At 71.8% G+C, this 25,580-nt stretch carries 22 protein-coding genes; 4 read left to right on the top strand and 18 right to left on the bottom strand.

Annotation, left to right across the window (positions count from 1 at the left end; all coding sequences use genetic code 11):
- Positions 1 to 205: 205 nt before the first annotated feature.
- Positions 206 to 1,249 (top strand): TAXI family TRAP transporter solute-binding subunit, encoded by a 1,044-nt coding sequence (locus ACFYL4_RS23605; protein WP_357766717.1) that lies wholly within the window; start codon positions 206 to 208, stop codon positions 1,247 to 1,249.
- 45 nt (positions 1,250 to 1,294) lie between these two features.
- Here the strand turns inward: ACFYL4_RS23605 and ACFYL4_RS23610 are convergent, their stop codons facing one another.
- The 8 genes from ACFYL4_RS23610 to ACFYL4_RS23645 all read right to left on the bottom strand — a co-directional run bounded on the left by ACFYL4_RS23610 (position 1,295) and on the right by ACFYL4_RS23645 (position 10,662).
- A complete protein-coding gene (locus ACFYL4_RS23610) occupies positions 1,295 to 2,716 on the bottom strand; it encodes a sensor histidine kinase (protein ID WP_387521081.1) in 1,422 nt (473 codons plus the stop codon).
- Between the two features lie 67 nt (positions 2,717 to 2,783).
- Positions 2,784 to 3,488, bottom strand: a complete 705-nt coding sequence (locus ACFYL4_RS23615) for a response regulator transcription factor (protein ID WP_357766723.1) — start codon at positions 3,486 to 3,488, stop codon at positions 2,784 to 2,786.
- Positions 3,489 to 3,643: 155 nt separating this feature from the next.
- Complete coding sequence (locus ACFYL4_RS23620; RefSeq protein ID WP_357766725.1) at positions 3,644 to 5,377, bottom strand: glycerol-3-phosphate dehydrogenase/oxidase; 1,734 nt, start codon at positions 5,375 to 5,377, stop codon at positions 3,644 to 3,646.
- 214 nt (positions 5,378 to 5,591) lie between these two features.
- Positions 5,592 to 6,563 carry a lytic transglycosylase domain-containing protein gene (locus ACFYL4_RS23625; RefSeq protein WP_387521086.1) on the bottom strand — a complete coding sequence of 324 codons (972 nt, stop codon included), beginning with the start codon at positions 6,561 to 6,563 and terminating at the stop codon, positions 5,592 to 5,594.
- A gap of 182 nt (positions 6,564 to 6,745) precedes the next feature.
- Positions 6,746 to 7,852: a GuaB3 family IMP dehydrogenase-related protein gene (locus ACFYL4_RS23630; RefSeq protein ID WP_387521182.1), complete on the bottom strand. Its 1,107-nt coding sequence runs from the start codon at positions 7,850 to 7,852 to the stop codon at positions 6,746 to 6,748.
- A 120-nt stretch (positions 7,853 to 7,972) separates the two neighbouring features.
- A complete protein-coding gene (gene guaB / locus ACFYL4_RS23635; RefSeq protein WP_387521089.1) occupies positions 7,973 to 9,463 on the bottom strand; it encodes an IMP dehydrogenase in 1,491 nt (496 codons plus the stop codon).
- A 184-nt stretch (positions 9,464 to 9,647) separates the two neighbouring features.
- Positions 9,648 to 9,977, bottom strand: a complete 330-nt coding sequence (locus ACFYL4_RS23640) for an AzlD domain-containing protein (protein WP_357766734.1) — start codon at positions 9,975 to 9,977, stop codon at positions 9,648 to 9,650.
- The gene (locus tag ACFYL4_RS23645; protein ID WP_387521092.1) at positions 9,970 to 10,662 is read right to left on the bottom strand and encodes an AzlC family ABC transporter permease; all 693 of its coding nucleotides are present in this window, start codon (positions 10,660 to 10,662) and stop codon (positions 9,970 to 9,972) included. The genes ACFYL4_RS23640 and ACFYL4_RS23645 overlap by 8 nt, the downstream gene beginning before the upstream one ends.
- 62 nt (positions 10,663 to 10,724) lie before the next feature.
- Here ACFYL4_RS23645 and ACFYL4_RS23650 point away from each other — a divergent pair, with 62 nt between their 5' ends.
- Positions 10,725 to 11,183: an Lrp/AsnC family transcriptional regulator gene (locus ACFYL4_RS23650; RefSeq protein WP_387521094.1), complete on the top strand. Its 459-nt coding sequence runs from the start codon at positions 10,725 to 10,727 to the stop codon at positions 11,181 to 11,183.
- Positions 11,184 to 11,313: 130 nt separating this feature from the next.
- On the opposite strand, the gene ACFYL4_RS23655 is transcribed toward ACFYL4_RS23650, so the two are convergent.
- The 3 genes from ACFYL4_RS23655 to groES form a co-directional block, all read right to left on the bottom strand.
- Entirely contained in the window at positions 11,314 to 11,868 is a 555-nt protein-coding gene (locus ACFYL4_RS23655) for a sigma-70 family RNA polymerase sigma factor (protein ID WP_387521185.1), read from the bottom strand.
- A gap of 290 nt (positions 11,869 to 12,158) precedes the next feature.
- The gene (groL, locus tag ACFYL4_RS23660; RefSeq protein WP_357766741.1) at positions 12,159 to 13,763 is read right to left on the bottom strand and encodes a chaperonin GroEL; all 1,605 of its coding nucleotides are present in this window, start codon (positions 13,761 to 13,763) and stop codon (positions 12,159 to 12,161) included.
- Positions 13,764 to 13,865: 102 nt separating this feature from the next.
- Positions 13,866 to 14,174, bottom strand: a complete 309-nt coding sequence (gene groES, locus ACFYL4_RS23665) for a co-chaperone GroES (RefSeq protein ID WP_017582507.1) — start codon at positions 14,172 to 14,174, stop codon at positions 13,866 to 13,868.
- A 225-nt stretch (positions 14,175 to 14,399) separates the two neighbouring features.
- Here groES and ACFYL4_RS23670 point away from each other — a divergent pair, with 225 nt between their 5' ends.
- Together ACFYL4_RS23670 and ACFYL4_RS23675 are read left to right on the top strand one after the other, a co-directional pair.
- Complete coding sequence (locus ACFYL4_RS23670) at positions 14,400 to 15,725, top strand: SAM-dependent methyltransferase (protein ID WP_387521098.1); 1,326 nt, start codon at positions 14,400 to 14,402, stop codon at positions 15,723 to 15,725.
- Positions 15,726 to 16,110: 385 nt separating this feature from the next.
- The gene (locus ACFYL4_RS23675; protein WP_387521100.1) at positions 16,111 to 18,327 is read left to right on the top strand and encodes a hypothetical protein; all 2,217 of its coding nucleotides are present in this window, start codon (positions 16,111 to 16,113) and stop codon (positions 18,325 to 18,327) included.
- Positions 18,328 to 18,568: 241 nt separating this feature from the next.
- On the opposite strand, the gene ACFYL4_RS23680 is transcribed toward ACFYL4_RS23675, so the two are convergent.
- The 7 genes from ACFYL4_RS23680 to tsaE all read right to left on the bottom strand — a co-directional run bounded on the left by ACFYL4_RS23680 (position 18,569) and on the right by tsaE (position 25,475).
- The gene (locus ACFYL4_RS23680; protein ID WP_387521103.1) at positions 18,569 to 21,022 is read right to left on the bottom strand and encodes a hypothetical protein; all 2,454 of its coding nucleotides are present in this window, start codon (positions 21,020 to 21,022) and stop codon (positions 18,569 to 18,571) included.
- Positions 21,023 to 21,043: 21 nt separating this feature from the next.
- Positions 21,044 to 21,421 (bottom strand): hypothetical protein, encoded by a 378-nt coding sequence (locus ACFYL4_RS23685; protein WP_357766752.1) that lies wholly within the window; start codon positions 21,419 to 21,421, stop codon positions 21,044 to 21,046.
- Positions 21,422 to 21,540: 119 nt separating this feature from the next.
- Positions 21,541 to 22,497 (bottom strand): zinc-binding dehydrogenase, encoded by a 957-nt coding sequence (locus ACFYL4_RS23690; RefSeq protein WP_387521105.1) that lies wholly within the window; start codon positions 22,495 to 22,497, stop codon positions 21,541 to 21,543.
- A 224-nt stretch (positions 22,498 to 22,721) separates the two neighbouring features.
- The gene (gene tsaD / locus ACFYL4_RS23695) at positions 22,722 to 23,753 is read right to left on the bottom strand and encodes a tRNA (adenosine(37)-N6)-threonylcarbamoyltransferase complex transferase subunit TsaD (protein ID WP_357766758.1); all 1,032 of its coding nucleotides are present in this window, start codon (positions 23,751 to 23,753) and stop codon (positions 22,722 to 22,724) included.
- On the bottom strand, positions 23,746 to 24,267 hold the full coding sequence (rimI, locus tag ACFYL4_RS23700; protein WP_387521187.1) for a ribosomal protein S18-alanine N-acetyltransferase: 522 nt from the start codon (positions 24,265 to 24,267) through the stop codon (positions 23,746 to 23,748). Before rimI ends, tsaD begins: the two co-directional genes overlap by 8 nt.
- Positions 24,264 to 24,950 carry a tRNA (adenosine(37)-N6)-threonylcarbamoyltransferase complex dimerization subunit type 1 TsaB gene (tsaB, locus tag ACFYL4_RS23705; protein ID WP_387521107.1) on the bottom strand — a complete coding sequence of 229 codons (687 nt, stop codon included), beginning with the start codon at positions 24,948 to 24,950 and terminating at the stop codon, positions 24,264 to 24,266. The genes rimI and tsaB overlap by 4 nt, the downstream gene beginning before the upstream one ends.
- Before the next feature lie 12 nt (positions 24,951 to 24,962).
- The gene (gene tsaE, locus ACFYL4_RS23710) at positions 24,963 to 25,475 is read right to left on the bottom strand and encodes a tRNA (adenosine(37)-N6)-threonylcarbamoyltransferase complex ATPase subunit type 1 TsaE (protein ID WP_357766766.1); all 513 of its coding nucleotides are present in this window, start codon (positions 25,473 to 25,475) and stop codon (positions 24,963 to 24,965) included.
- Positions 25,476 to 25,580: the final 105 nt, after the last annotated feature.

Below are 25,580 nucleotides of genomic sequence, written 5' to 3' on the forward strand. Positions count from 1 at the left end.
GTGCTGGGGTTGGCGGGGGCGTCGGGGTGCCCTCCCTCCGGTCCCGGATCGTGCGATCGATCCAGGTGCCGGGGCCTGTGGACGCCGTCGCGACACCCGTCCGGCCACCGCGAGCAACGTAACCGTCATCTCGCCGAAACCCGCAGGTCCGGGAGGGGGATTTGAGGCTCTTCTGAGCTTTCGCTCTCGTTGGTATCGTTCGGCCATGGCGTCCTCCCTCCCCCATCGCCTCTGGAGCCTCACCAGGCCGCTCGCCGTGTGCGTCCTGGCGGTCGTGGTGCTCACGTGGGGGTCTCCCCCGTACACGGCTCCGCTTCGGCTGTCCGTCGGCACCGGCGGGACGGGCGGCGTCTACCACGTGTACGGGAGCGGCCTCGCCCAGGTCACCGAGGCCCGCCAGGACACCTGGATCACGGCGCTGACCACCGCCGCGAGCGTGGAGAACAACCTGCTGGTCGCGGACGGGACCCTGGACGCGGCCTTCACCCTCGCCGACGTGGCGGCCCTGGCCGTGAGCGGCGGCGCGCCCTTCGAGGGCCCCCTCCCGATCTCCGCGGTCGCCCGCCTGTACGACAACCACACGCACGTGGTGGTGCGGGCGGACTCTCCCGTGCAGGAGGTGGCCGACCTGGCCGGAGGCACCGTCTCGGTGGGGTCGGCCGGGTCGGGCACCGAGATGATGGCCGAACGGCTCCTTGCGCTCTCCGGCCTGGCCGTGGCCCCCGACGGGAGGGGGCCCGCCCCCGGCGAGGGGGTGGTGCGGCTCCAGCTGTCCATCGGCGAGTCGGTGCGGGCCCTGGAGGAGGGGCGCGTGGACGCGTTCTTCTGGTCCGGGGGGCTGCCGACCCAGGCGGTGGGCGACCTCGCCGAGCGGACGCCGATCCGTCTGCTGGACCTGTCGAGCCACGTCCCGGCCCTGACCGAGCAGTACGGGGAGTACTTCACGGAGCTGCCGGTACCCGCCGGAACCTACGCGAACGTTCCGGCGGTGCGCACGATCGGGGTGCCGAGCCTGCTCGTGGTGAACTCCGCCATGCCCGACGCGCAGGCCGAGGAGTTCACCCGCCTGCTCTTCGAGTTCCAGGCCGACCTGGTGGAGATCCACCCGGTGGCCCTGCACCTGCACCCGAGGTCGGCGATCTCGACGCTTCCGGTGCCGCTGCATCCGGGCGCGGTCAGCTACTACCAGTCGGTGAAGTACGCCAACGACCGCCCCTCGCCCGCTTCCGGGACCCCGACCTCCGTCTGACGGGGCGCGCCGGACGGACGGAACCGCCCGTGGCCCCTTCCGTTCTCACACGGGCCCGTTCGGGCGCAACCGCAGGCGCGCGTCGATACCGCTCGGCTCACGCGGGGTGAGGGACAGGCTCGCCCCCTGGAGTTCCAGCAGGGTCACCACGATGGACAGCCCAAGGCCCGATCCTCCCCCGCCGCCGTCCCGCCAGAACGGCCGGGTGGCCTGGGCCAGCTGGTCGTCGGGCAGGCCCGGACCGTCGTCGAGCACGTGCACGTCCAGGCGGGCGTCGTCCCCCACCCCCTCGGGTTCGCCCACCCGTACGGTGATGCGCACCCCCGGACCGCCGAACTTCAGCGCGTTGTCGATGAGCGCGTCCAGGGCCTGGTCCAGGGTTCCCTCCACACACCGCACCATGGCGGTCTCCGCGCCCGCGCACTCCAGGACGGCGCCCGCGCGTTCGGCGATGGGCCCCCACGCGCCCACCCGCTGTTCCGCGACGTCGCGGGCGTCCTCCCACACCGTGGAGTGTTCGGCGTCCTCGGCCTGCGCCAGGGTGAGCAGGCTGTCGCAGATACGGGTGAGCCGGTCGACCTCGTCCAGCGCCAGCCCGTGCTCGCGCAGGCCCTCGTCGCCCAGGTGCCGGGCCAGCCCGCCGACCCGCAGCCGCAGCGCCGCCAGGGGGTTGCGCACCTGGTGTCCGGCGTAGGCGACGAAGGTGCGCTGGCTCTCCAGCATGGACGTGATGGTGTCGGCCATCTGGTTGAAGGACTCCCCCAACCTGCGCAGCTCCTCGGGGCCCGCGGCCGTGCGGACCCGGGTGTCCAGGCTGCCGCCGCTCACCGCCCGGGTGGCCTGGTCGAGGTCGGCGATGGGGCGGAGAATCCACCGGGTGAGCGGACCTGCGACGGCGATGCCCGCCACCATCAGGGCGGTCACCACCATCCAGGCCAGGAACCACTGGCCGAGGGTCGCGCGGCGCAGCGCCCCGGTGGGCGACGCGGTGACGGCGGCGCCGACCACCTCGCCCGAGGTGCCGATGGGTTCGGCGACGACGAGGGGGCCGCTCTGCCACGGCCACACCACGCCGTCCACACCCGTGCGGTTGCCCGCCAGCGCGCTGCGCACGGGGCCGGGCAGCGGTTCGTCGCTGTCGGGCCACCCCTGGGGGTCGAGGTCGGCGAGGGTGAGCCCGGGCCGTGAGGCGGCCACGACCGTCCCGTCGCGGTCCACCACCACGGCGGAGATCCCGTACACCTGCTCGTAGACGGACAACTCGCTGACCAGGCCGGACAGCGCCCCCTCCGCACCGGACAGCACACCCGGCTCGGCGAGGCCCGCGAACCGGGCGGTGTCGTTGATCCGGTCCAGGGCCATGTCGGAGGTGCCCCGGGCGGCGATGCTTCCGCACAGGGGGAAGGCCAGCGCCAGACAGGCGGCGACGAGCAGGGACACGTACACGATGACCACGCGCCGGTGCATCAGCGCCCCTCTTCCGCGCGCGGGACCTCCGTACCGGACGGGTCCGTCCCGCGCCAGGCCGCGGCCCTCACCGGGTGGCCGGGGCCGCGGTGGCCCCGGCCGCCGTGGTGTCGGCGGTGCCCAGTCGGTACCCGACCCCGCGCACGGTGCGGATGAGTCCCGGTGACCCCAGTTTCGAGCGCAGGGTCCCGATGTGGACCTCCAGGGTGCGCAGGGTGCCCGGCCAGGCGGTCTGCCAGACCCGGAGCAGGAGGTGTTCGCGGGAGACCACCCCGCCCGCCTCCCTGAGCAGGACCACGAGCAGGTCGAACTCCTTGCGGGTGAGCTCCACGGGGCGGCCCGAGCACACGACGGAGCGCGTGGACAGGTCGACCCGCAGCGGCCCGGACTCCAGGACGGTGCCCACCCGGCCGCCGGTGCGGCGCAGGACCGCCTCCATGCGGGCGCACAGCTCCTCGATGGCCAGGGGCTTGACCACGTAGTCGTCGGCCCCCGAGCGCAGCCCCAGGATGCGTTCGCGCTGCTGGCGCCGGGCGGTGACCATGATGATCGCGGTGTCGGCGGAGTCGGGCCGCTCACGTATGCGCTGGCACAGCTCCACGCCGTCCATGTCGGGCAGGCCGAGGTCCAGCAGGACGATGTCGGCGGGGGGCGCGGCCAGCGCGCCCCCCGCGGTCCTCGCCTGGTCGACCTCGTAGCCGTACGCCTCCAGTGCCCCGGCGAGGGCGTCGGCGAGACGGACGTCGTCCTCTACGAGCAGCACCTTGATCATGGGCGGCGGTCCTTCGGAGGGCGGGAGCGGTGGGTGTGACTCCACGCACCCTAACCCCACGGTGTGCCACAAACCACAACGGCCGGATCAGTGATCAGCAACAATACGGACCGGCCGACGTGTGCCCGGCCCCGGGCGCGCCCTCGGGACGCCCGTCAGGAGCGCCTCTTCTGCTTCCCCACGCGGACGTCGGGGACGATCTCCGGGGCGCCGTGCTGCACGGCGTCGGCCTCCTGGTCGGTGTCCTGTTCCTGCGCGGCGCGTTCGGCCTCGATGCCCTTGCGGTAGTACTCGACCTCGCGCTCGACCTGCTCCTTGGTCCACCCGAGCGGTTCGGCCATGAGCTCGGCGGCGGCTTCGGCGGCGGCGATGCCCCGGTCCCAGGTCTCGAAGGAGATGCGGGTCCGGCGGGACAGGACGTCCTCCAGGTGGCGGGCGCCCTCGGCCTCCACCGCGTAGACGACCTCGGCCCGCAGGTAGTCCTCACCGCCCTTGAGCGGTTCGCGCAGGTCGGGCCGCTCGCGGATGAGGTCGAGGACGTCGTGCACGCCGGAGCCGTACCGGCGCAGCAGGTGCGAGACCCGGGAGACGTGCAGCCCGGAGTCACGGGCCAGCCGGTGCCGCTGGTTGTACAGGGCCGCGTAGCCGTCCGCTCCGACCAGCGGGAGCTTGTCCGTGACCGACTCCGGAACCGCGCCGCCCAGACCGTGGGCGACCGCGTCCACCGCGTCCTTGGCCATCACCCGGTAGGTGGTGTACTTGCCGCCCGCGATGAGGACGAGCCCGGGCACCGGGTGCGCCACGGTGTGCTCGCGGGAGAGCTTGGAGGTCTCCTCCGACTCGCCCGAGAGCAGCGGGCGCAGACCGGCGTAGACGCCCTCCACGTCGTCGCGGCCCAGCGGTGTGCGCAGCACCTGGTTGACGTGGTCCAGGACGTAGTCGATGTCGGCGCGCGACGCCGCCGGGTTCTCCTTGTCCAGGTCCCAGGGGGTGTCGGTGGTGCCGATGATCCAGTGGCGGCCCCACGGGATCACGAAGAGCACGCTCTTCTCCGTCTGGAGGATCATCCCCGAGGAGGCCTGGATACGGTCCCGGGGCACGACCAGGTGGACGCCCTTGGAGGCACTCACGTGGATCTGCCCGCGGCCGCCGACCATCTCCTGGATGTCGTCGGTCCACACACCGGCGGCGTTGACCACCTGCCGGGCGCGGATCTGCTTCTTCTCGCCGGTCTCCAGGTCGGCGGCGGTCGCGCCGACGACGTGTTCGCCCTCGCGCAGGAACTCGACCGCCTGGACCCGGGAGGCGATGCTGGCTCCGAGCCCGGCGGCGGTGCGCAGGACGGTGGTGACGAAGCGCGCGTCGTCGACCTGGCAGTCCCAGTACTGGACCGCCCCGGCCAGGGCGCCGCGTTTGAGGGCCGGGAAGACCCGGAGCGCGCCGGACCTGGTGAGGTGCCGGTGGGAGGGGAGCCCCCGGTTGTTGCGCGAGGTGAGGGCGAGGGTGTCGTAGAGGGTGACGCCCGCGCCGATGTAGAAGCGTTCCCAGTGGTGTTGGAACGGGAAGAGGAACGGCACCGGGCGCACCAGGTGCGGTGCGATGGTGGTGAGCAGGAGGCCGCGCTCGTGCAGGGCCTCGCGGACCAGTTCGAAGTCGAGCTGTTCGAGGTAGCGAAGGCCGCCGTGGATGAGCTTGCTGGATCTGCTGGAGGTCCCGGAGGCGAAGTCCCGCGCCTCGATCAGGCCGGTGGAGAGCCCGCGCGAGACCGCGTCCAGCGCGATGCCCGCGCCGACGATCCCGCCGCCCACGACGAGGACGTCCAGCTCTTCGTCGGTCATCGACGCGAGCGCCTCGGCGCGCCCCTTCGGCCCCAACCAGGTGGTCGCCATGGATGGTCCTCCCTTTCGATCGGTGTCCCACCAAGGCGCATACCCGGAGTGGTGGGGCCTCAGGCTAACCGGAGGGCACCGGGGCTGTGCGTTGCCACACCCCGTACCGGCGCTTTACCCGGGCGGGCCCGCACGCCCCGGGCCCCGCACGCCCCGGGCCCCGCGACGGGTCGGGCCCGGCGACGGGTCGGGCGGGGCGGACGCGCCGGTCGGTTCAGGCAGCGGCGTCGGCGTAGGCGTGCGCGTACGCCAGGACGTCGCTCACGTAGGCGGAGGAGCGGTTGTACTCCAGGATCGCCGACTCCCAGTCGTGCGCGGAGGTGAGGTCGCGGCCCCCGGCGCACAGGTAGCGGCCCGCGCTGAGGGCGGCGTCGTCGATGTTGTGCGGGTCGGGGGTGCCGCCCTCCAGCGACTCGCCCCACCGCTCCCAGGTGCTGGGGATGAACTGCATGGGGCCGATCGCCCGGTCCCACTCGGTGTCGCCGTCCAGCACACCGCCGTCGGTGTCCGGGATGGCCTGCGTGTTGTTGGTCCCGTCGAGCGGGATGCCGATCACGTCCACGGTGGTGTTGCCGTCGGGCCCGAGCTCGCCGCCCGCGTAGGTGCCGTGGCGCGACTCCACGTAGCCGATGCCCGCCAGGGTGGGCCAGGACAGCTGGCACGACGCCTGGTCGGCCTCGATCACGAGCTGTGCGCTCGCGTACCCCTCCAGGGCACGGCGCGGCACCCCGGTGCTGGCCGAGACCTCGTCGAGCCAGGCCTCGCTCGGGCGGGGCGGACCGGCGGGCCCGGACCGCTCGTCCGCTCCCGCGACCGCCTCCCCGGTGGTCCCCTCGTCCTCGCGGGCGGTGACCCCGCTCTGGGAGGGGGGTCCGGTGAGCTGGTCGTGCGGAGGGGTCTCGATGGTGCCGACCTCGGGGGTGGCGTCGGCGGCGGGCGCCTCCCAGCCGTTCAGGACGCTGGTGACCCTGCCGACCAGCACCACGACACCCGCCGTGACCAGTAGACACACCACCAGGGTCAGGCTGACCGCGATGGCCGGCCCGCGTCGGCGGCCGCGCCCCTTGCGCGCCCTGCGGACGCCGCGTCGGCCACGGCGGTGTCCGGCGGCGCGGGGCTCCTCAGGAGCGAGCGACCCCTCGGAGGAACCGGTGGCCTCGGGGGCACCGGACTCACTGTCGGTCATGCGGTCCTCCAAGAGAAAGTCACCATCGGATCACGAGAGTCAAAAACACGCCCCATAGTGACACACCGGCGCCCCCGCGTCGCACCCCCGTGGGACGACGCGTGGGGCGCCCCGGTCTCCCGGGACGCCCCACCGTGTTCTCGCGTCGTTTCCGACCTGCGGGGTCTCCCCCTCGAAGGCCCCTACCGGTGCGGGTTCACCACGACCTCGACCCGCTGGAACTCCTTGAGGTCGGTGTAACCCGAGGTGGCCATGGTCCGGCGCAGCGCGCCCATGAGGTTCATGGAGCCGTCGCTGGTGGAGGCCGGACCGTGCAGGATCGACTTGAGGTCGCCAATGGTGCCCACCTCGACCCGCTCTCCGCGCGGCAGCTCGTTGTGGTGCGCCTCGCTGCCCCAGTGGTAGCCGCCGCCGGGCGCCTCGGTGGCGCGGGCCAGCGGCGAACCGACCATGACGGCGTCGGCGCCGCAGGCCAGGGCCTTGGCGATGTCGCCGCTGCCGGTCATGCCGCCGTCGGCGATGACGTGCACGTAGCGGCCGCCGGACTCGTCGAGGTAGTCGCGGCGGGCCGCGGCGACGTCGCCGATGGCGCTGGCCATGGGGACCGCCACGCCCAGCACGGAGCGGGTGGTGTGGCCGGAGCCGCCACCGAAGCCCACGAGCACCCCGGCGGCGCCGGTGCGCATCAGGTGCAGGGCGGCGGTGTAGGTGGCGCAGCCGCCGACCACGACGGGAACGTCGAGTTCGTAGATGAACTGCTTGAGGTTGAGCGGTTCGGCGCGACCCGAGACGTGCTCCGCCGAGACGGTGGTGCCGCGGATCACGAAGATGTCGACCCCGGCGTCCACGACGGCCTTGTGGTACTGGGCGGTGCGCTGCGGCGAGAGCCGGGCGGCGGTGACCAGGCCCGCGTCGCGGATCTCCTCGATGCGGCGGCCGATCAGCTCCTCCTGGATCGGGGCCGCGTAGATCTCCTGGAGGCGCTTGGTCGCGGCGACGTCGTCGAGCTCGCGGATCTCCTGGAGCAGGGGCTCCGGGTCGTCGTAGCGGGTCCAGAGGCCTTCGAGGTCCAGGACGCCGAGGCCGCCCTGTTCACCGACGGCGACGACCGTCTTGGGCGAGGCGACGCTGTCCATGGGGCTGACGACCAGGGGCGTCTCGAACCGGTAGGCGTCGATCTGCCAGGCGATCGACACCTCCTCCGGGTCGCGGGTCCGGCGCGCGGGGACGATCCCGATCTCGTCGAGCTCGTAGGCGCGACGCCCGTTCTTGCCCAGCCCGATCTCCACCTGAGCCAACTGTTCGATTCCCCTCTGACGTGCGGCGCCGGTCGGTCGACCGTCGCGTGACCGCGGACGCGAGTCTATCCGGCCGCGGTCGGGGCCTCGGCGGCCCCGTCCCCGCGTCGGCTAGCGCGCGTTGTAGTTCGGCGCTTCCACGGTCATCTTGATGTCGTGCGGGTGGCTCTCGCGCAGCCCGGCGCTGGTGATGCGCATGAGCTGGCCGCGCTCGCGCAGCTCGGGCACGGTGCGGGTGCCCGCGTACCACATGGACTGGTGGAGGCCGCCGACGAGCTGGTGGGCGACGGCGGCGAGGGGGCCGCGGAACGGCACCTGGCCCTCGATGCCCTCGGGGACGAGCTTGTCCTCGGAGGCGACGTCGGCCTGGGCGTAGCGGTCCTTGGAGAAGGAGCGGCCGCGCATGGCGCCCAGGGAGCCCATGCCCCGGTAGGCCTTGAACTGCTTGCCGTTGATGAAGATGAGTTCGCCGGGGCTCTCCTCGACGCCCGCGAGGAGGCTGCCGAGCATGACGGTGCTGGCTCCGGCGACGATGGCCTTGGCGATCTCGCCGGAGTACTGGAGGCCGCCGTCGGCGATGAGCGGGACGTTGGCGGGGCCGCAGGCCAGGCCCGCCTCCAGGACGGCGGTGAGCTGCGGGGCGCCGACACCGGCGACGACGCGGGTGGTGCAGATGGAGCCGGGGCCCACGCCCACCTTGACGGCGTCGGCTCCGGCGTCGATGAGCAGCTGGGCTCCGGCGCGGGTGGCGACGTTGCCCGCCACGACGTCGGCGCGGGAGTTGGCCTTGAGCTTGGAGACCATGTCGGCGAGCCCGGCGGAGTGGCCGTGCGCGGTGTCGACGACGACGAAGTCGACCCCGGCGTCGATGAGCAGCTTGGCGCGCTCCTCGGCCTCGGCGCCCACGCCCACCGCGCCGCCGACCACGAGGCGGCCGTCGGAGTCCTTGGTGGCGTTGGGGAACTGCTCGCTCTTGATGAAGTCCTTGACGGTGATGAGGCCGCTCAGGCGGTTCTGGGCGTCGACCAGGGGGAGCTTCTCGACCTTGTGCTTGCGGAGGAGCTCGAAGGCCTGTTCGCGGCTGACGCCGACGGGGGCGGTGACCAGGTTCTCGGTGGTCATGACGTCGCGGACGAGCCGGGAACGGTCGTCCTCGAAACGCATGTCGCGGTTGGTGACGATGCCGACCAGGGAGCCCTGCGCGTCGGTGACCGGGACGCCGGAGATGCGGTAGTGGGCGCACAGGCGCTCGACCTCGGCGAGGTCGTCCTCCGGGTGACAGGTGACGGGGTCGGTGACCATGCCCGCTTCGGAGCGCTTCACCAGGTCGACCTGGGCGGCCTGGTCCTCGGCGGAGAGGTTGCGGTGCAGGACGCCCGCGCCGCCCTGGCGGGCCATCGCGACGGCCATGCGGGCCTCGGTGACGGTGTCCATGGCGGCGGACAGCAGCGGAATGCTGAGGGTGATGTTGCGGGAGAGTTTCGTGGCGGTGTCGACCTCGCCGGGCTGGAGGTCCGAGTAGGCCGGTACCAGCAGGACGTCGTCGTAGGTCAGCCCCGGCGGGAGGAGCTTGTTCCCGTAGTCGCTGTGATCCTGGCTCATGACACAACCTCCGCTGTTCCCGGCACCTGCGCGGATCGCCCCCGCGTGTCGTCTCATCCTAGGTTGTCGTCGGGTGCCGCCCCGGTGGAATGGGATGTTCGCCCGGTCACCTCGGTCACGAATCGGCCACCGCCACGGGCCGGGTTCGCTGGTCGGACCGGAGGGCACGGGGGCGGTGACGGAGTCACTGGGGCACGAGGGTGCTGGCCAGCACCACGTGGACGGCCGTGCCGCCCAGAATGCTCAGCAGGGCGTCGCGGCGCCACAGGTGCAGGCCGACCGTGACGGCCAGGGCGGCCAGCGGCACCAGGGACTGCGGTTGCGGCAGGGGCAGGTCGCTCAGGCAGTACACGACCAGAATCACCATGACCCCGGCGGGCATGCGGGCGCTGAGGTGGCCCATGGTCTCACTGGCGCGCAGCGGTGCCAGGGCGGCGAAGGGCGCCGCCCGCAGAGTCCAGGTGATGACCGCCGTGACCAGGACGGCGGCCACGGCGTAGTGGGTGTCAGACATGAGCGGGCTTCCTTCGGCGTACGAGCCGGTGAGCGAGCAGACCGGCCGTGAACAGGGAGAAGGCGACGAGGAGCATCTGGTCGGGGAAGAGGACCCACGCGACCAGGGCACTCGCGAACGCGAGCACCGGGGTGGACACCTCGCCCCTGAGGTCGCGCAGCGCGTCCAGGGCCAGCACGGTGAACAGGGCGGTGAGGGCGAAGTCCAACCCTTGGACGCCCTCGGGAATGAGGCCGCCGAGCAGGGCTCCGACGGTCGCGCTCCCGGCCCAGTACAGGTGCATGAACAGCTGTGAGTAGAGGACGCGCCGACCGGACCAGGCGCGGGAGCGCTCGGAAGCGGTCAGGGCGTAGGCCTCGTCGGTGAGCGCGAAGGTGGCGTAGGCCCTGCCCGCGCGCCCCCTGATCCGGTCCAGGGGGAACGACAGGGCGTAGAAGACGTGGCGGAAGTTGACCATGAACGCGGCCGCGGCGATCGCGGTCAGCGGGGCGGCGGCGGTGACCATACCGATCAGCAGGAACTCGAACGATCCCGCGTAGACGAGCGCGGCCGACAGCCCGGCCCACCACCAGTCCAGGCCCGCTTGGACCACGAGCACTCCGAACGCCAGACCGAGCGGGACGAGCCCCAGGCCCACCGGCGCGGAGTCGACGAAGGCCGACCGCAGGTCGGATTTCCTAGGCACGAGGACATTCTAGGAAAGATCGCGCCTTATATGGTTTCCTCATTGAGTCCTAGAATGGCTGAATGAGCAACGAACATATACTCGACGAGGTCGATCGTGAAATCCTGTTCCAACTGCGCCAGGACGGCCGGTTGTCCAACGTCGAGTTGGCGCGTCGGGTGGGGCTGACCCCGCCTCCCTGCCTGCGCCGGGTCAAGCGGCTGGAGGAGTCGGGGGTCATCACGGGGTACCGGGCCGTGGTGGACTCCGAGCGGCTGGGCCGGGGGCTGGAGGTGCTCCTCGACGTGGAGATCTACGCCCAGGACAGTGCGACCGTCCAGGAGTTCGAGGAGACCGTCGCGGCCTACGAGGAGATCGTGGAGTTCCGCCGGATGTACGGCCGCCCCGACTACTTCCTCCGTGTGAGGGTCGCCGACCACGTCGCCTACGAGGCCTTCCTCACCAGCAGGCTGATGGGGCATCCAGCCGTACTGAGAGTGGAGTCCCACCTGACCATGAAGACCCTCAAGAGCGACGGCTGACCGCTGCGGGGGCCGTTCCGCACGGTGTCGGGAACGACCCCGGCGCCCTCAACGGGGGTAGAGGCAGTACCCGCGCGGCCTGGGCCGTTCCGGGCAGCGGCGCCGACCGGGGCGGGCGGCACGGCGGTGTTCAGGGGAGGACGCGGTTCGCCAGGGCCATCTTCCGAAGCCGAGCAATAGCTCGGTGCTGGGCAACCCGTACCGCACCTGCCGACATGCCAAGGAGATGTCCCGTCTCGTCTGCTGAAAGTCCTGTGATCACCCGCATCACCAGTAGCGTGCGCTGGTGTTCGGGCAGTTCGTCGAGGAGCGCCCGCGCCCGCTGGGCCTCCGAGACGCGCACCGCCGACTCCTCCGGCCCGGGGCCGTCGTCGGGCTGTTCGGGGACGGCGTCGGTCGGCACCGTCTCCACCCGCCCGGCCACCCGCAGCGTGTCGGCGACCTTGTGCGCCGCGATGCCGAACACGAAGGAGGCGAAGGGCCGCCCCCGGTCCTGGTAGCGGGGGATGGCCGTGAGCAGGGCGATGCACACTTCCTGGGCCACGTCGTCCGAGTAGTGCGCGAGCCCCGAGACCCGGGCCAACCGGGTACGGCAGTACCGCACCACCATGGGTCTGACCTCGCGCAACAAGGAGTCCAGGGCTCGGTCGTCGCCCTGGACGGCGAGTGATCCCAGACGGTTCAACCCCGCGTCACGTGGAGCGGGGTCCGCCTCCTCGCGCCCTCCGGGCGTACCTGGCCGCTGCGCGGTAACGCCCAACCGGGCGCCTGCATCCGTCACGTTAGGAATGATGCCCGCAGTTGGGGACTCAACCACTCCAATCAGCAACTACAGAATGGTCACATTCTGGGAAAATAGCCCGAAAACGGTACGAAGTTACGGGTGTGAATCGGCTCTCCCGTGGTAAAGGGCGGGGGTGGAGCGACGGATCGCCCCACCCCCGAACCGGGTCCTACCGGACACCGGCCACCGTCCTAGTGGGCGTGGCCGTGACCGTCGTCCTCGTCCTCCTCGGGCTTGTCCGCCACCAGCACCTCGGTGGTCAGCAGCATGCCCGCGATGGAGGCGGCGTTCTGGACGGCCGAGCGGGAGACCTTGACCGGGTCGAGGATGCCCTCGGCGGTCAGGTCGCCGTAGGTGCCGGTCGCGGCGTTGTAGCCGTGGCCGACCTCCATCTCGGAGACGCGGTGGGTGACCACGTAGCCCTCGGCGCCCGCGTTCTCCGCGATCCACCGGGCGGGCTCGACCAGCGCGCGGCGCACGATCGCCGCGCCCGTGGCCTCGTCGCCGGTCAGGCCGAGGTCGTCCAGGGCGGTGGAGGCGTGCACCAGGGAGGCGCCGCCACCGGCGACGATGCCCTCCTCGATGGCCGCGCGGGTCGCCGAGATGGCGTCCTCGAGGCGGTGCTTCTTCTCCTTGAGCTCCACCTCGGTGGCCGCGCCGACGCTCAGCACCGACACGCCGCCCGCGAGCTTGGCCAGGCGCTCCTGGAGCTTCTCGCGGTCCCAGTCGGAGTCGCTCGCCTCGATCTCCTTGCGGATCTGGCGAACGCGGTCCTCCACCTCGGACTGCTGGCCGCCACCGTCGACGACGGTGGTGGTGTCCTTGGTGATGGTGATGCGGCGGGCCGAACCCAGCACGGACAGGTCCGCGTTCTCCAGGGTCAGGCCGACCTCCTCGGAGATGACCTGGCCGCCGGTGAGGACGGCGATGTCCTGGAGCATGGCCTTGCGGCGCTCGCCGAAGCCGGGCGCCTTGACCGCGGCGACGTTGAGGGTGCCGCGCATACGGTTGAGCACCAGGGCGCCCAGGGCGTCGCCCTCGACGTCCTCGGCGATGATCAGCAGCGGCTTCTTGCTCTGCACGACCTGCTCGAGGAGCGGCAGCAGCTCGTTGAGGTTGCCGATCTTGCCCTGGCTGATCAGGATCTGCGCGTCCTCCAGGACGGCCTCCTGACGGTCGCCGTCGGTGACGAAGTAGGGCGAGATGTAACCCTTGTCGAACTGGAGGCCCTCGGTGAAGTCGAGCTCCAGACCGAAGGTCGGGGACTCCTCCACCGTGATGACGCCGTCCTTGCCGACCTTGTCGAAGGCCTCGGCGATGAGGTCGCCGATCTGGGCGTCCTGCGCCGAGTTGGTCGCCACGTAGGCGATGTCGGCGCGCTCCTTGATCGGCACGGCGCGGTCGAGCAGGATCTCGGAGACCCGGGCGGCCGCGGCGTCGATGCCCTTCTTGAGGGACATCGGGGAGGCGCCGGCGGCGACGCTGCGCAGGCCCTCGCGGACCAGCGCCTGCGCCAGCACGGTGGCGGTGGTGGTGCCGTCACCCGCGGCGTCGTTGGTCTTGGTGGCGACCTCCTTGACCAGCTGCGCGCCCAGGTTCTCGTAGGGCTCGTCCAGCTCGATCTCACGGGCGACGGTCACGCCGTCGTTCGTGATGGTGGGGGCGCCGAACTTCTTGTCGATGACGACGTTGCGGCCGCGCGGGCCGAGCGTCACCTTGACGGCGTTGGCGAGGCGGTCAACGCCCCGTTCGAGGGCGCGGCGGGCGTCGTCCTCGAACTCCAGGATCTTCGGCATGTGTCAGTACTTCCTCTAGCGGTTCGGGTCGAAAGAGAACATCCCGCACCGCCCGGCCGCGAGGCCGACCGGTGCGGGATGTCGAAGGCTCTGAGCCGAGAGCTACTTCTCGACGACCGCGAGGAGGTCGCGGGCGGAGAGAACCAGGTACTCCTGGCCGTCGTACTTGACCTCGGTGCCGCCGTACTTGCTGTAGAGGACGACGTCGCCGACGTTCACGTCGAGGGCGACGCGCTTGCCGTTGTCGTCGAGGCGACCGGGACCCACGGCCAGGATCTCGCCCTCCTGGGGCTTCTCCTTGGCGGTGTCCGGGATGACCAGGCCAGACGCGGTGGTCTGCTCGGCCTCCAGGGTCTTGACCACGACGCGGTCCTCAAGCGGCTTCAGCACGGTCTTGGTGGCGGTCGACACGGTGTGACCTCCCCCTTCAAAGTCTCGGTGTCACTGATGTCGGCCCGCGCGTGGGCACGGACCAACCACGTAAAAGGGGCGACCGCGGCGGCCTGTCGTCGCGGGTGCCAGACCGGCCTCGTCGCGTTTAGCACTCTACCCCCGAGAGTGCCAGAATGGAAATGTGGTGGGACACCGGACCGAGGGGCCGACCCACCCACCGTCGTGCCCACAGCAGGAGGTTCCATGCGCGTTCCGGCGTTCTCGGCGCTGCTCACCCACGAGGGCCGGGAGATCCTGCGCGAGGCGGACCCCGAGACCGTGGCCCGCGACCCCCTGGCAGCCGCCTCCCGGCTGCGGGCCGACCCCAGGGTCACCGCACTGGCCCCCGACATCCCGGTGTCCGAGCTGGTCAATGCGGTGATGACCCAGGTGAGCCTGCGCGGGCGCGGCCGGGCCAAGTTCGGGGAGAACGCCGCACGCATGTTCTTCACCCCGAACGGGCTGGAGCAGTCCACCCGGCGCACGGTGGCCGAGTACCGCGCGGAGCGCACCGCCCGCCACCTGCCCGACGCGGTGGCCCGGGGCGCGTTCGCGGGCGACCTGTGCTGCGGGATCGGCGCGGACCTGCTCGCCCTGGCCGCGCGCGGTGTGCCGGTCGAGGGCGTGGACGCCGACCCCCTGACGGTGGCGGTGGCCCGCGCCAACATCGAGGCGCTGGGGCTCGCGGAGTACGCGCGGGTCCGCGAGGGCGACGTGAACGCGGTGGCCCCCGGCGACCACCCCCTGCTGTTCTGCGACCCCGCCCGGCGCGGCGGGCGCGGCCGGGTGTTCGACCCGTCCGCCTACTCGCCGCCATGGGACGTGGCCACCCGGCTGGCCGAGGGCGCGGAGGCCGCCTGTCTCAAGGCCGCGCCGGGCATCCCGCACGAGGTCCTCTCCCCCGCCGCCTCGGCCGAGTGGATCTCGGTCGACGGCGAACTGAAGGAGACCGCGCTGTGGTTCGGTGGCCTGGGCTTCGACCAGGCCCCGGAACCGGAAGCGGGCCAGGGCTCCGGCAGCGGCCCGGGCGCGGGCCACGGCGCCCCCCGGCGGCGCGCGACCGTCCTGCACGAGCGGGAGGGCCTGCTGGCCAGCGAGGGCGCGTCGGCGCACCTGGACGAGGTGCCCGGCCTGGGCCCGGCGCCGGTCGCCCCGGCCCGGCGCTACCTGTACGACCCCGACCCGGCGGTGGTCCGCTCGCACCTGGTGGCGGAGGCGGCGGCTCGGGTGGACGGCGCCCTGCTGGACGAGCGGATCGCCTACTTCACCTCGGACCGTGCCGAGCGCTCACCTCTGTGGCGGGTCCTGGAGGTACTGGAGTTCGCGCCGTTCTCCTTGAAACGGCTGCGTTCCTCGGTCCGTGCGCACAAGGCCGGAACGGTAACGATCAAGAAACGCGGTTCGGCGGTGGACACCGAGAAACTCCGGCGCGACCTGCGTGCCTCCGGGCCGGAATCCGTGACGGTGGCGCTCACCCGAATCGGAGAGAAACCGTTCTACCTGCTGTGCCGCGAAACCGAGGCGGCGTAGGGGCTCCGGAAGGCCTCCGACTCCACCCCGAGCCCGATGCGGGCCGGATCACATCGGCACGGGGCTCACGGACCATATCGTTATCTTCCACACCCATATCTTTCGCCGACCCCTGGGGTCGAGCGGGGCGATGTCGTTAAACTGGCGCCGCAGATTCCTTTCCCTTCTCATGGGTTCACCCGGAAGGCCGTGTCCGTTCGATCCGCCCAGCGGTTCGGTCGGCGCTCGAACCGCGCCCCCCACACGCACGCACAGTCACGTTTCCGTCACATTGGGACGCACATCGTGCGGGGCCACGCCCACCCGGGGACCATCGGGAACCCGTCCGCGCGACCACCGTGCGGCGACAGCGGGCGGGAGCGCCAGAACCATAAGGAGCACCTCGGTGGAACAGACCAATCACAACTTCCTCAACGGAGGAGGTCAGGCCGGAGTCTCCGACCGGATGCGTGACCTGCTCTCCCAGGCCGCCCAGGAGCACGTCTCCGAGCAGAAGTCGCAGGGTGCGGTCAGCGAGGAGATGCGCCAGCGCCTCGAGGGCATGGAGTGGCTGCTCCGCGAGCTGCGCGAACGCGAACTCACCGCGCTCGCCGAGGCGATCACCGCCGTCGACGGTCGGATCGACGACTTCCTGGCCCGCCCGCCGGAGTGGGCCGAGGCGCTCGCCGAGCACATAGAGGTGGTCGGCAGGCAGGTCAAGCCGCTGTCGGAGATGTCGACCCTGCGGGCCGACACCCAGCGCGTGGCCGGTCACCTCGACACCGCCCTCACCCGGCTCCAGCGCATGGGCGAGACCGGCAACCGGACCGCCGAGCAGGTCACCGAGGTCGGCGAGCGCGTCACCGAGCTGGGCGAGACCATGAGCACCCGCCTGGACTCCCTCGACAAGGCCCTGACCGAACTGGGCACCCGGACCGAGGCCATCGAGGCCGCCCTGACCGCCCTGGACACCACCCTGGGCGAACGCCACGAGGAACTGTCCGCCACCGTCCGCACCACCCTGGCCGAGAGCCGCGAGGAGCTGTCTGAGGCCGTCTCCCAGAGCCGCACGGCCGTCGAGGCCGCCGTGCGCGAGAGCCGCGAGGCTCTGGAGAGCGCGGGCCGGGAGAACCGCGAGGCACTGGAGACCACCGGCCGGGAACAGCACGAGGCCCTGGCCACCGCCGTGCGCGAGCACCGCGAGGCCCAGGAGACCGCCACCGCCGCCCTCGGCGAGCGGGTCACCACCGAGCTCGACGAGCGCGTCACCGCCACCCTCACCTCCGCCCTGGAGGAGCGCACCGCCGAACTGCGCGGCTTCGTCGAGGAGCGCACCGCCGAACAGCACGCGACCCTGCTCTCCCGCCTCCAGGAGAACACCGGCGAGCTCGGCGAGCGCACCACCGCCCTGGCCGAGGAGCTGGGCGCCCTGGCCACCGCCTCCGGCGAACGCCACGACGCCCTCACCCAGGAGCTCAAGGACCACGCCGCCGCCTCCCTGCGGCGCCACGAGGAGCTCACCGGCAAGGTCACCGAGAGCGCCGGGCACCTCAACACCCAGGCCGAGGAGAACCACGCCGAGGCCGTCGCCGCCGTCGCCGACGTCACCGGTTCGCTCGCCAAGCTGCGGGAGAACCACGACAAGTCCCTGAACGAGGTGCGCACGCACCTGCGTCAGCGCCTGTCCGAGCTCGACGAGCAGATCGAGCTGGGCCGCACCGAGACCCGCGAACACGCCGAGACCACCGCCCAGGGGCTGCGCGAGTCGCTCACCCAGCGCACCGACGCCCTTTCGGCACGGATCGCCGAGGACGCCAAGAAGGTCGCGGCCGACCTCGCCGAGCTGCGGGCGTTCGTCCAGGAGGACAACGCCAGGCTCGCCACCGAGGCCGAGGAGCGGCACCAGACCCTCACCGAGGCCCTCACCGACCAGGCCGACTCCCACCGGACGGCGCTCGACGACCGCCTGGAGCGCCACCGCGAGGGGCTCACCGGCAAGGTCGACAACCACCTGTCGCAGATCACCGGCAAGGTCGACCACGAGCTGGGCCGCCTCACCGACCGGTTCGACACCTTCGAGGGCCACTTCGAGGGGAGCTTCGAGGGCGTCGAAGGCAAGATCGACCGCGTCGACGGGCGCATCGACGGCCTCAACGGCCGCCTCGACGGGATCGACGGCCGCGTCAACGGCGTCGAGGGCCAGTTCGAGGGCGTCAGCGGACACTTCGAGGGTGTCGACGGCCGTATGGAGGCCATCGACGACCGGCTGGAGGCGCTCAACCAGCGCCTCAACCAGCTGCCGCAGACCCTGGAGGTCAGCGAGCTGCACCGCCGCCTCACCGAGCTGGTCGACCGCCCGCTGCTGGACCACACCGGCAAGCTCGACGAGATCGACTCCCACGTCACCTCGGCCGTCGACCCGGTCATCCGCGAACTCAAGCAGCGGCCCGACCGCCACGAGCTGGAGGAGACCGTCACCGAGGCGGTCGAGAACTCGCACGACGACATCACCAAGCGGTTCTCCTCGCTGGAGGAGACCGTGCTCGCCCTGGCCGAGGCGCTGCTGCGCCCGGGCCGCGACGGCAAGAAGAAGCGCCGCCGCGACGAGGACGACGACGAGTAACCGCGCGCCAGCGTGAACGAGGGGCCCGGGACGGTGGACGTCCCGGGCCCCTCTTCCCTTGCGGCGGGAACCCTGCGGACCGCCGCCGGAGCCGGACCGCCCGGCGCGGTCCGCCCCCGCCGGCACCGGAGGCATCCGGTGGCCTGGTGGTCCGCCGGTGGAACCCGCGTCTCCCGGGGTCCGGTAGTGCTCCACACCCTCAACCGTGTCTCGGGGCCGGGAGCACCACCGGAGCCGGGGGTCACCCCGCGCCGCGGTCCGCCCAGTTGCCGCGCTGGTTGTCGAACGTCCGCAGGAACTCGTCCCTGGCGTCCCGCGCCGTCAGGTCGCCGTTCCCCGGCCACGGATGGTTGGCCACGTGGTTCAGGACACCGGGCAGGATGGAGCTTCCGTCCTCGTCCTCCCAGTCCTTCGGGTCGAACGGGATGTGCCGGTCCGCGCCCTCCCCGACCACGACGTGGTCGAAGTTCTCCTCGATCCGGTCCAACAGTCGCGGGTCCCTCTCGATCAGGGCCTGGAGGGCGATCTGGTCCATCAACTGGTTCTCGAACGTCGGATTCCTGACCGGGACGTGCGAGGAGGCTCCCCCGTTCGCCGTGTCCGTCCAGGCGTCCTGGGCGACGAGCTTGAGTGCCGCCGAGACGACGTTCGGGACCTTGGCGTCCACCAGGGCGCCGGCTCCCAGGTCGAGCATCGCGTTCTTCGACTTGTTGGCCCGCGCGACGGCCTGCTCGTCGCTCTCCTTCCGGGACTCGGCCTCCTCCAGCAGGGCCCGTTCCACCAGACCCGTGAGGGCACCGCTCCTGGACGCGGCTCGGGTCGCCTCCTGGCCGGTGTCGTCCACGTAGCCGTACATCGCCTCGGTGGCCATCATCTGGACCTCCCCGTAGAGGCGGCCGGCCGCGTCGGGGTCGCCCACCGCCAACTGGGTGAAGGCCAGACGGGCGTCCGAGGAGAACCGGAGGGTGTCGCCGTTCCTCGCCGTCTCGACCTCCTCACCGGGGCCCACGCCCTCGGTGTGGGCGAACGTGTCGGAGTACCTGAGGAAGATGTCCACGAGACCGTCGGCGAGCTCGGGGTTGAGCTGGGTGGCGGAGACTCCCCGCCACTCGACCTCGTTGCCGTCCTCGTCCTTGTACTTCACGTTGTGGTTCGTACTGTTCAGGGCCTCGAAGACGTCGTCGTCCTCCAACAGGTCCAGGAAGGCGACCATGGCGTCCTCGCGGGCGCCCAAGGGAACGCCTCTCAGGTCGCGGGCGCCCGGCGGGAGGTCGTCGGGGTCGATCGAGGGGTCGAGCGGGGGTTCGTGGGACAGCCACTGGGTGAGCCCCCGGACCGCCTCGCCGTCGTCCGGCCAGTCGACCGTGTAGAGGGTCGTCAGGGAGTTCTTCGGCGAGACGCGGGTGTGGTTCTCGTGGTGCTCGTACTCCTTCCCGTCGAAGTCCCTGCCGGTCAGGATGATGTTGTTGGCCTCGGGGTTACGCGTGGCCGCGTCGACGACGTTCTGGTAGTCCTCCAGGTCGGGCTGGCCGCCGTAGAACTGCTCGTGTCCGATCCACTGGACGGTCGTACCGAGGAGGGTGGTGGAGAACTCGGTACCGCCCCGCACGCCACCGCCGGAGTGGCCGAGCAGGTCGGCCAGGGACGAGAACTTCTCGCCCCACTCCCGGTAGTCGTCCATGTAGTCCTGGGAGTTCTCCTCGCTGATCTCCCGTAGATCTCGCATCTCCGGGCCGTCGGCCGCGTTCCGCACGTCCTCCGGCAGCCGGGACATACCGCCGCCGACCTGCTCGTCCGACAGCACCAGCATGCTGTTGGCCAACACGCGCTGGATGTCCCGACGGAGGTCGTCGTCGATGTGGTCGCTGTCGCGGACCTGGTCCGCGAACTTCAGGAAGCCGTCCCCCTTCCCGTCGTAGCCGTAGCCCAGCGTCTGATAGATGTCCTGGAGGAAGTCGAGCTCGCGTTCGCTCAGCTCCCCCCCGGCCTCGCGGGCCTGTTCCGCCCGGCGGAACATGCTCTGGAGGAGCGCGAGGGTCAGCGGGTCCGACTCCAGCATGTCGATGCTGCCGTCGCGACCGTGGACCACCGCGTCGTACAGGTGGACGATGAGCAGTTCGGCGTTGTAGTCCTCGTCGATGACGTAGTAGTCGACGTCACCGCTGCTCTTGTACCCGGCCTGCTCGTTGGCACCGAAGTGCCCGCCCTCCGCCAGCTGGCGGATGCGGAAGGGCGTCGGCCCGTCCTTCAGCGTGTCCTCGGTCTCCTGGCACCGTTCCTCGAACCTCGTCCAGAGGGTGCGCGCCTCGGCGTCGAAGGTCCTCCTGACAGAATCGACCCGCGTGTAGCTGTCCTGTTCCACTGAGGGAATGGCGTTCACGGCCGAGGAGAGCCGGTACTTGACGTCGGCGATCTGCTCCTCGTACCAGTCGGTGTCCTCGATCGCCTTGTCGAGCACGCCGTAAGCGTGCAGGCAGGCCAGGAGCGCGCTGCTCCACGCCTGCTGGTTCTGCGTCGCGAGCCGCTTCAGCTGGGTGTCGACGAGGTCGCTGAACTCCGACCCGACCGGCGAGGTGATCGACTCGTACCCCTCGGACCTGCCCGCGATCTTGGCGTGCAGCGCCTGGAACCCGTCCCGGGCCGTGGTGAGCTTCGCGGTGTCGAACTCGCACTCGGTGTAATTCAGTAAAGACACGTCCGTGACTCCCGAATCTTCCTAGACCGGTCCGACGTGGTGCCGGTTCACCCGAATGTTGGGGTTGAGGTGCCGCGACGCGTCCATCGGGGCCGACGCCTGGCTCCCCGTGAAGCCGTCCTCAGAGGACTGGTCGGTGGCACTGATCCGACCCGCCCCGCTGCGGACGTTGGAGGCCAGGGTCGCGGCGTGCCGCTGGACCTCGTTCATGTGGCTCTCGTGGTCCTCCGCGAACCCGCCCCAGCCCCCGATGGTGGGGTCGTGTGTGAGCAGACCCTTGGCCTCGTTCACGGCCTCCTGGAAGTCCTGCGGTAGTTCCCGCAGGTAGGAGGCGGCGATCTCCGCGCTCTCGCCCCCGCTGTCGGCGTCCTGCGTGTTGGCCGCCACTTCACCCGACATGTTCACGCCCCTTCGGCACGCTCCGGGACATCCTCCCGGCTGCCCCGTGTCGCTCCCCGGACAGTCAGTAGACGCACGGGAGGCACCTTTGGTTCGGTCGGGTTCCGGCCCCGGTCCGGCTAGGGCACGAGGACGATCTTGCCGAACTGTTCACCGGCCTCCAGGGCCCGGAAGGCCTCCCGGGCCTCGGTCAGCGGAAGGACCCGGTCGATCACGGGGCGCAGCCCGGTACGCACGCACATCTCGGTGAGCGCCACCAGTTCGTCGCGGGTGCCCATCGTGGAGCCCAGCACCCTCAACTGGAGGAAGAACACCCGGGTGAGCTCCGCGGAGGGGGCGTCGCCGCTGGTCGCACCGCACGTGACGATCGCACCGCCGGGCTTGAGCGAGTGGATCGAGTGCTTCCAGGTCGCCTGCCCCACGGAGTCGAAGACCACGTCCACGCGTTCCGGGAGCCGTTCGCCGGAGGGCACCGCGGCGTGCGCGCCCAGTTCGAGGGCGCGGGCCCGCTTCCGCGCACTCCGGCTGGTGACGTAGACACGGTGCCCGACCTGCGCCGCCATGGCGATCAGGGCCGCCGAGACCCCTCCCCCGGCGCCCTGGACGAGGACCGTGGAACCGGGGAGCGGGTCCGCCTTGCCGAACAGCATGCTGTACGCGGTGAGCCAGGCGGTGGGCAGGCAGGCCGCCTCCTCGAAGGAGAGTTCCGGGGGCTTGGGCACCAGGTTCTCGCGGGGGACGAGCACGCGTTCGGCGAGGGTGCCGTCATGGATCTCCGAGAGCAGGGAGAAGCGCGGCGAGCGCCCGGGCCGGGGAGGTTCGGTGACCACCCCGTGCACGATCACCTCGTTGCCGTCCTCGTCCACCCCGGAGGCGTCTCCGCCCAGGACCATCGGGAGGCGGTCCTCCCGCAGCGCCACACCGCGCAGGCTCCAGAGGTCGTGGTGGTTGAGCGCCGCCGCCCGGACCCGGACGGTGGTCCACCCCTCGCGGGGTACGGGGTCGGGCCGCTCGCCCGCCTCCAGTCCGGACAGGGGGTCGTCGAACGAGATGCGTGCTGCCGTGATCGCGAACATGACCGCACCCAACCACAGGGGCCCGGAGGTGTCTCCGACCGGGTGGGTGCGTGAGCGCGGGCGCGGGGACGGGGGCGCGGGGAACGGGGAGCGCGGGGACAGTGCCACGGGGCCGGGACGGGGGCGGACCCGGCCCGGGCACACGCGGGCCCCACCGGTCCGGTGCGGATCGGCGGGGCCCGAGGCGGCCGAGCGGCCGCGAAGCCACCCGACCGGCACGACGACTACACGGCCAGCGGGGACTCCACCGGCAGCGAGGTGTCGGTGGCCAGGTCCAGCGAGGACGGCGGCAGCCCCGCCGCGACCACCTCCGCGCCCAAGGCCGCGATCATGGCACCGTTGTCCGTGCACAGGCGTGGACGCGGCACGCGGAGCTCGATCCCGGCCTCCCGGCAGCGCTGCTCGGCCAGGGCCCGCAGCGCCGAGTTGGCCGCCACGCCACCGCTGATCACCAGGGTGCTCACCCCGTTCTCCACGCAGGCGTCGACCGCCTTGCGGGTGAGCACGTCCACCACCGACTCCTGGAAGGCGGCGGCGATGTCGGCCACCACCAACGGTTCGCCCCGGCGCTCGGCGTCCTCCACGTGGCGGGCCACGGCCGTCTTCAACCCGGAGAAGGAGAAGTCGTACGTGCCGTCGCCCCACTTGCCGCGCGGGAAGCGCATCGCCTTCGGGTTGCCCCTCTGCGCCGCCCGGTCGATGGGCGGACCGCCCGGGTAGGGCAGCTCCAGCAGCCGCGCCACCTTGTCGTAGGCCTCACCGGCGGCGTCGTCGACGGTGTCACCGAGCGAGACCACGTCGGTGGCCAGGTCGTTGACCAGCAGCAGAGAGGTGTGGCCGCCCGACACCAGCAGGGCGATCGACGGTTTGGGCAGGGGCCCGTGGTCCAACTGGTCCACGGCCACGTGGCCGACCAGGTGGTTGACCCCGTACAGCGGTTTGCCGAGCGCCATGGCGTAGGCCTTGGCCGCGGAGACGCCCACCAGGAGCGCGCCGGCCAGGCCGGGCCCGGCGGTGACCGCGACGGCGTCCACGTCGGAGAGCTTCACTCCCGCGTCGTCCAGGGCGCGGCGCACGGTGGGGGTCATGGCCTCCAGGTGGGCGCGGCTGGCCACCTCGGGCACCACGCCGCCGAACCGCACGTGCTGGTCGACGCTGGAGGCGACCGACTCGCCCAGCAGCTCGCAGCCCCGGACCAGCGCCACCCCGGTCTCGTCACAGGACGACTCGATCCCCAGGATCAACGGCTCACTCATGGCTTCCCCTCTCCGCGACGCGGCGCATGACGATGGCGTCCGCCCCCTTGTAGTAGCCCCGGCGCACGCCGATCGCCTCGAAGCCGAAACGTGTGTAGAGGTCCTGGGCGCGCGGGTTGTCCGAACGCACCTCCAGGAACATGTGGGTGACGCCCCGGGCGGCGGCCTGGTCGAGCAGCTCGGTGAGCAGCGCCCGGCCGATCCCCCTCCCCCACGCGTCCGTCGCGACGGCCATCGTCTGGACGTCGCCCTCGGGCGGGACGAACCTCAGCCCCGCGTAGCCGACCAGGCCCGCACCGGTGGCGGTCGCGGTGTCCGCCCCGGCGGCCCCGTCACCGGTCTCGGTCTCGGTCTCGGTCTCGGCCACCACGTAGTACCGGGTGGAGACCTCGGCGAGCTCCTCGCGGAGCATGCCCTCGCTCCAGGCGTCCTGCGGGAACAGCGCGCGTTCGAGCGCCATGACGGCAGGGACGTCGTCGGCGGTCATCGGGCGCAGGCGCACCGCCTCGGTCACCTCACCCACTGGCGGACCCTCTTCGGCGCGCCCGGCTCGACCGCGTCGGGTCGGCGCAGGTAGAGCGGCGCGGGCTCGGACAGCTCCTCGCCCCGGCGCAGGCGCAGCAGAGCCAGCTCGGCCATGGCCGCCGCGTCCGGGTGGAGCGGCTCCAGGGCCGCGGTGTCCTCGGGGTCGGCGCCCAGCAGCTCGGCGTACATCCGGACACCGTCGCCCACCAGCGGCAGGCCGCCGGTGTCGATCTCGGCGGGGCGGTCCACCCGCACCTCGCCGACCCGGGTGAGGTGGTCGTCGTAGCGCGCCCAGAACACCTCCTTGCGGCGGGCGTCGGTCATGCCCAGGAACGGTCCGGTCCGCCGCGTGGCGAAGGCCAGGGCGTCCAGCGTGGTCACCCCGTGGCAGGGCACGCCCAGGGCGTCCGCGAGGGCGTGACCGGTGGCCAGACCCACCCGAAGCCCGGTGTAGGGGCCGGGGCCCACACCGACCGCGATGTGGTCGATGTCGCCCAGCACCAGCCCGGACGCCGTGAGCAGGTTCTGGATGGTGGGGGTGAGGAGCTCGCCGTGGCGGCGGGCGTCCACGGAGCTCGCGCTCGCGCGCAGCGAGAAGGTGCCGTCGGGGGTGGTCTCCCCGATGGCGGCGGTGACCGCCGGGGTGGCGGTGTCGAAGGCCAGGAGCAGCACGGGTGGGTCCGCCTATCCGTTCCCGGCGGCGGTGCCGGGCAGGTCGATGTCGGTCCACCGGGCGCCGACCGCGCGCAGGTGGACGGTGCGGGTGTCGTCGGGGTGGCGCTCGATCCGGATCTCCAGGCGGTCGTCGGCCAGCCCCTCGGCCACGCCCTCGCCCCACTCGACGACGGTGACGGACTCGGCCAGGGTCATGTCCAGGTCGATGTCGTCGATCTCGTCGGGGCCGCCGAGCCGGTAGGCGTCCACGTGCACGAGCGCGGGACCGCCCACCACCGACGGGTGGATTCTGGAGATGACGAACGTGGGCGAGGTGACCGACCCGCGTACGCCCAGGCCCTGTCCGAGCCCCTGGGTGAGGGTGGTCTTGCCCGCTCCCAGCGGCCCGGAGAGGATCAGGAGGTCCCCGGGGCGGGAGAGGGCGGCGAGGTCACGGCCCAGGACGCGCATCTCCTCGCCCGTCGCGGCGGTGACCGCGTGGACGCGGGATGTGCCCCCGGTGGTGGCTGTGGTGTCTGTCATCGCTCTCGCAGAGTGGTCGTGTCGTGGTTCGGCCCGCGTCGGGGCGCGCCGAAGGTCCCTCTTCACCCAGGTTAGGTCGGGTGGGGAAGGTTCGTGACCGATATC

Origin of the sequence: Nocardiopsis sp. NPDC006938, from assembly GCF_042869555.1 — a bacterium.
Lineage (GTDB): Bacteria > Actinomycetota > Actinomycetes > Streptosporangiales > Streptosporangiaceae > Nocardiopsis.

Bases quoted from the DNA above. Each gene is read 5' to 3' on its own strand.
- tsaD (WP_357766758.1), bottom strand. From the start codon at position 23,753: ATGAGTGAGCCGTTGATCCTGGGGATCGAGTCGTCCTGTGACGAGACC.
- ACFYL4_RS23685 (WP_357766752.1), bottom strand. From the start codon at position 21,421: ATGTCGGGTGAAGTGGCGGCCAACACGCAGGACGCCGACAGCGGGGGC.
- ACFYL4_RS23670 (WP_387521098.1), top strand. From the start codon at position 14,400: ATGCGCGTTCCGGCGTTCTCGGCGCTGCTCACCCACGAGGGCCGGGAG.
- ACFYL4_RS23605 (WP_357766717.1), top strand. From the start codon at position 206: ATGGCGTCCTCCCTCCCCCATCGCCTCTGGAGCCTCACCAGGCCGCTC.
- tsaE (WP_357766766.1), bottom strand. From the start codon at position 25,475: ATGACAGACACCACAGCCACCACCGGGGGCACATCCCGCGTCCACGCG.
- ACFYL4_RS23690 (WP_387521105.1), bottom strand. From the start codon at position 22,497: ATGTTCGCGATCACGGCAGCACGCATCTCGTTCGACGACCCCCTGTCC.
- ACFYL4_RS23625 (WP_387521086.1), bottom strand. From the start codon at position 6,563: ATGACCGACAGTGAGTCCGGTGCCCCCGAGGCCACCGGTTCCTCCGAG.
- ACFYL4_RS23620 (WP_357766725.1), bottom strand. From the start codon at position 5,377: ATGGCGACCACCTGGTTGGGGCCGAAGGGGCGCGCCGAGGCGCTCGCG.
- guaB (WP_387521089.1), bottom strand. From the start codon at position 9,463: ATGAGCCAGGATCACAGCGACTACGGGAACAAGCTCCTCCCGCCGGGG.
- ACFYL4_RS23610 (WP_387521081.1), bottom strand. From the start codon at position 2,716: ATGCACCGGCGCGTGGTCATCGTGTACGTGTCCCTGCTCGTCGCCGCC.
- ACFYL4_RS23650 (WP_387521094.1), top strand. From the start codon at position 10,725: ATGAGCAACGAACATATACTCGACGAGGTCGATCGTGAAATCCTGTTC.
- groL (WP_357766741.1), bottom strand. From the start codon at position 13,763: ATGCCGAAGATCCTGGAGTTCGAGGACGACGCCCGCCGCGCCCTCGAA.
- ACFYL4_RS23640 (WP_357766734.1), bottom strand. From the start codon at position 9,977: ATGTCTGACACCCACTACGCCGTGGCCGCCGTCCTGGTCACGGCGGTC.
- ACFYL4_RS23615 (WP_357766723.1), bottom strand. From the start codon at position 3,488: ATGATCAAGGTGCTGCTCGTAGAGGACGACGTCCGTCTCGCCGACGCC.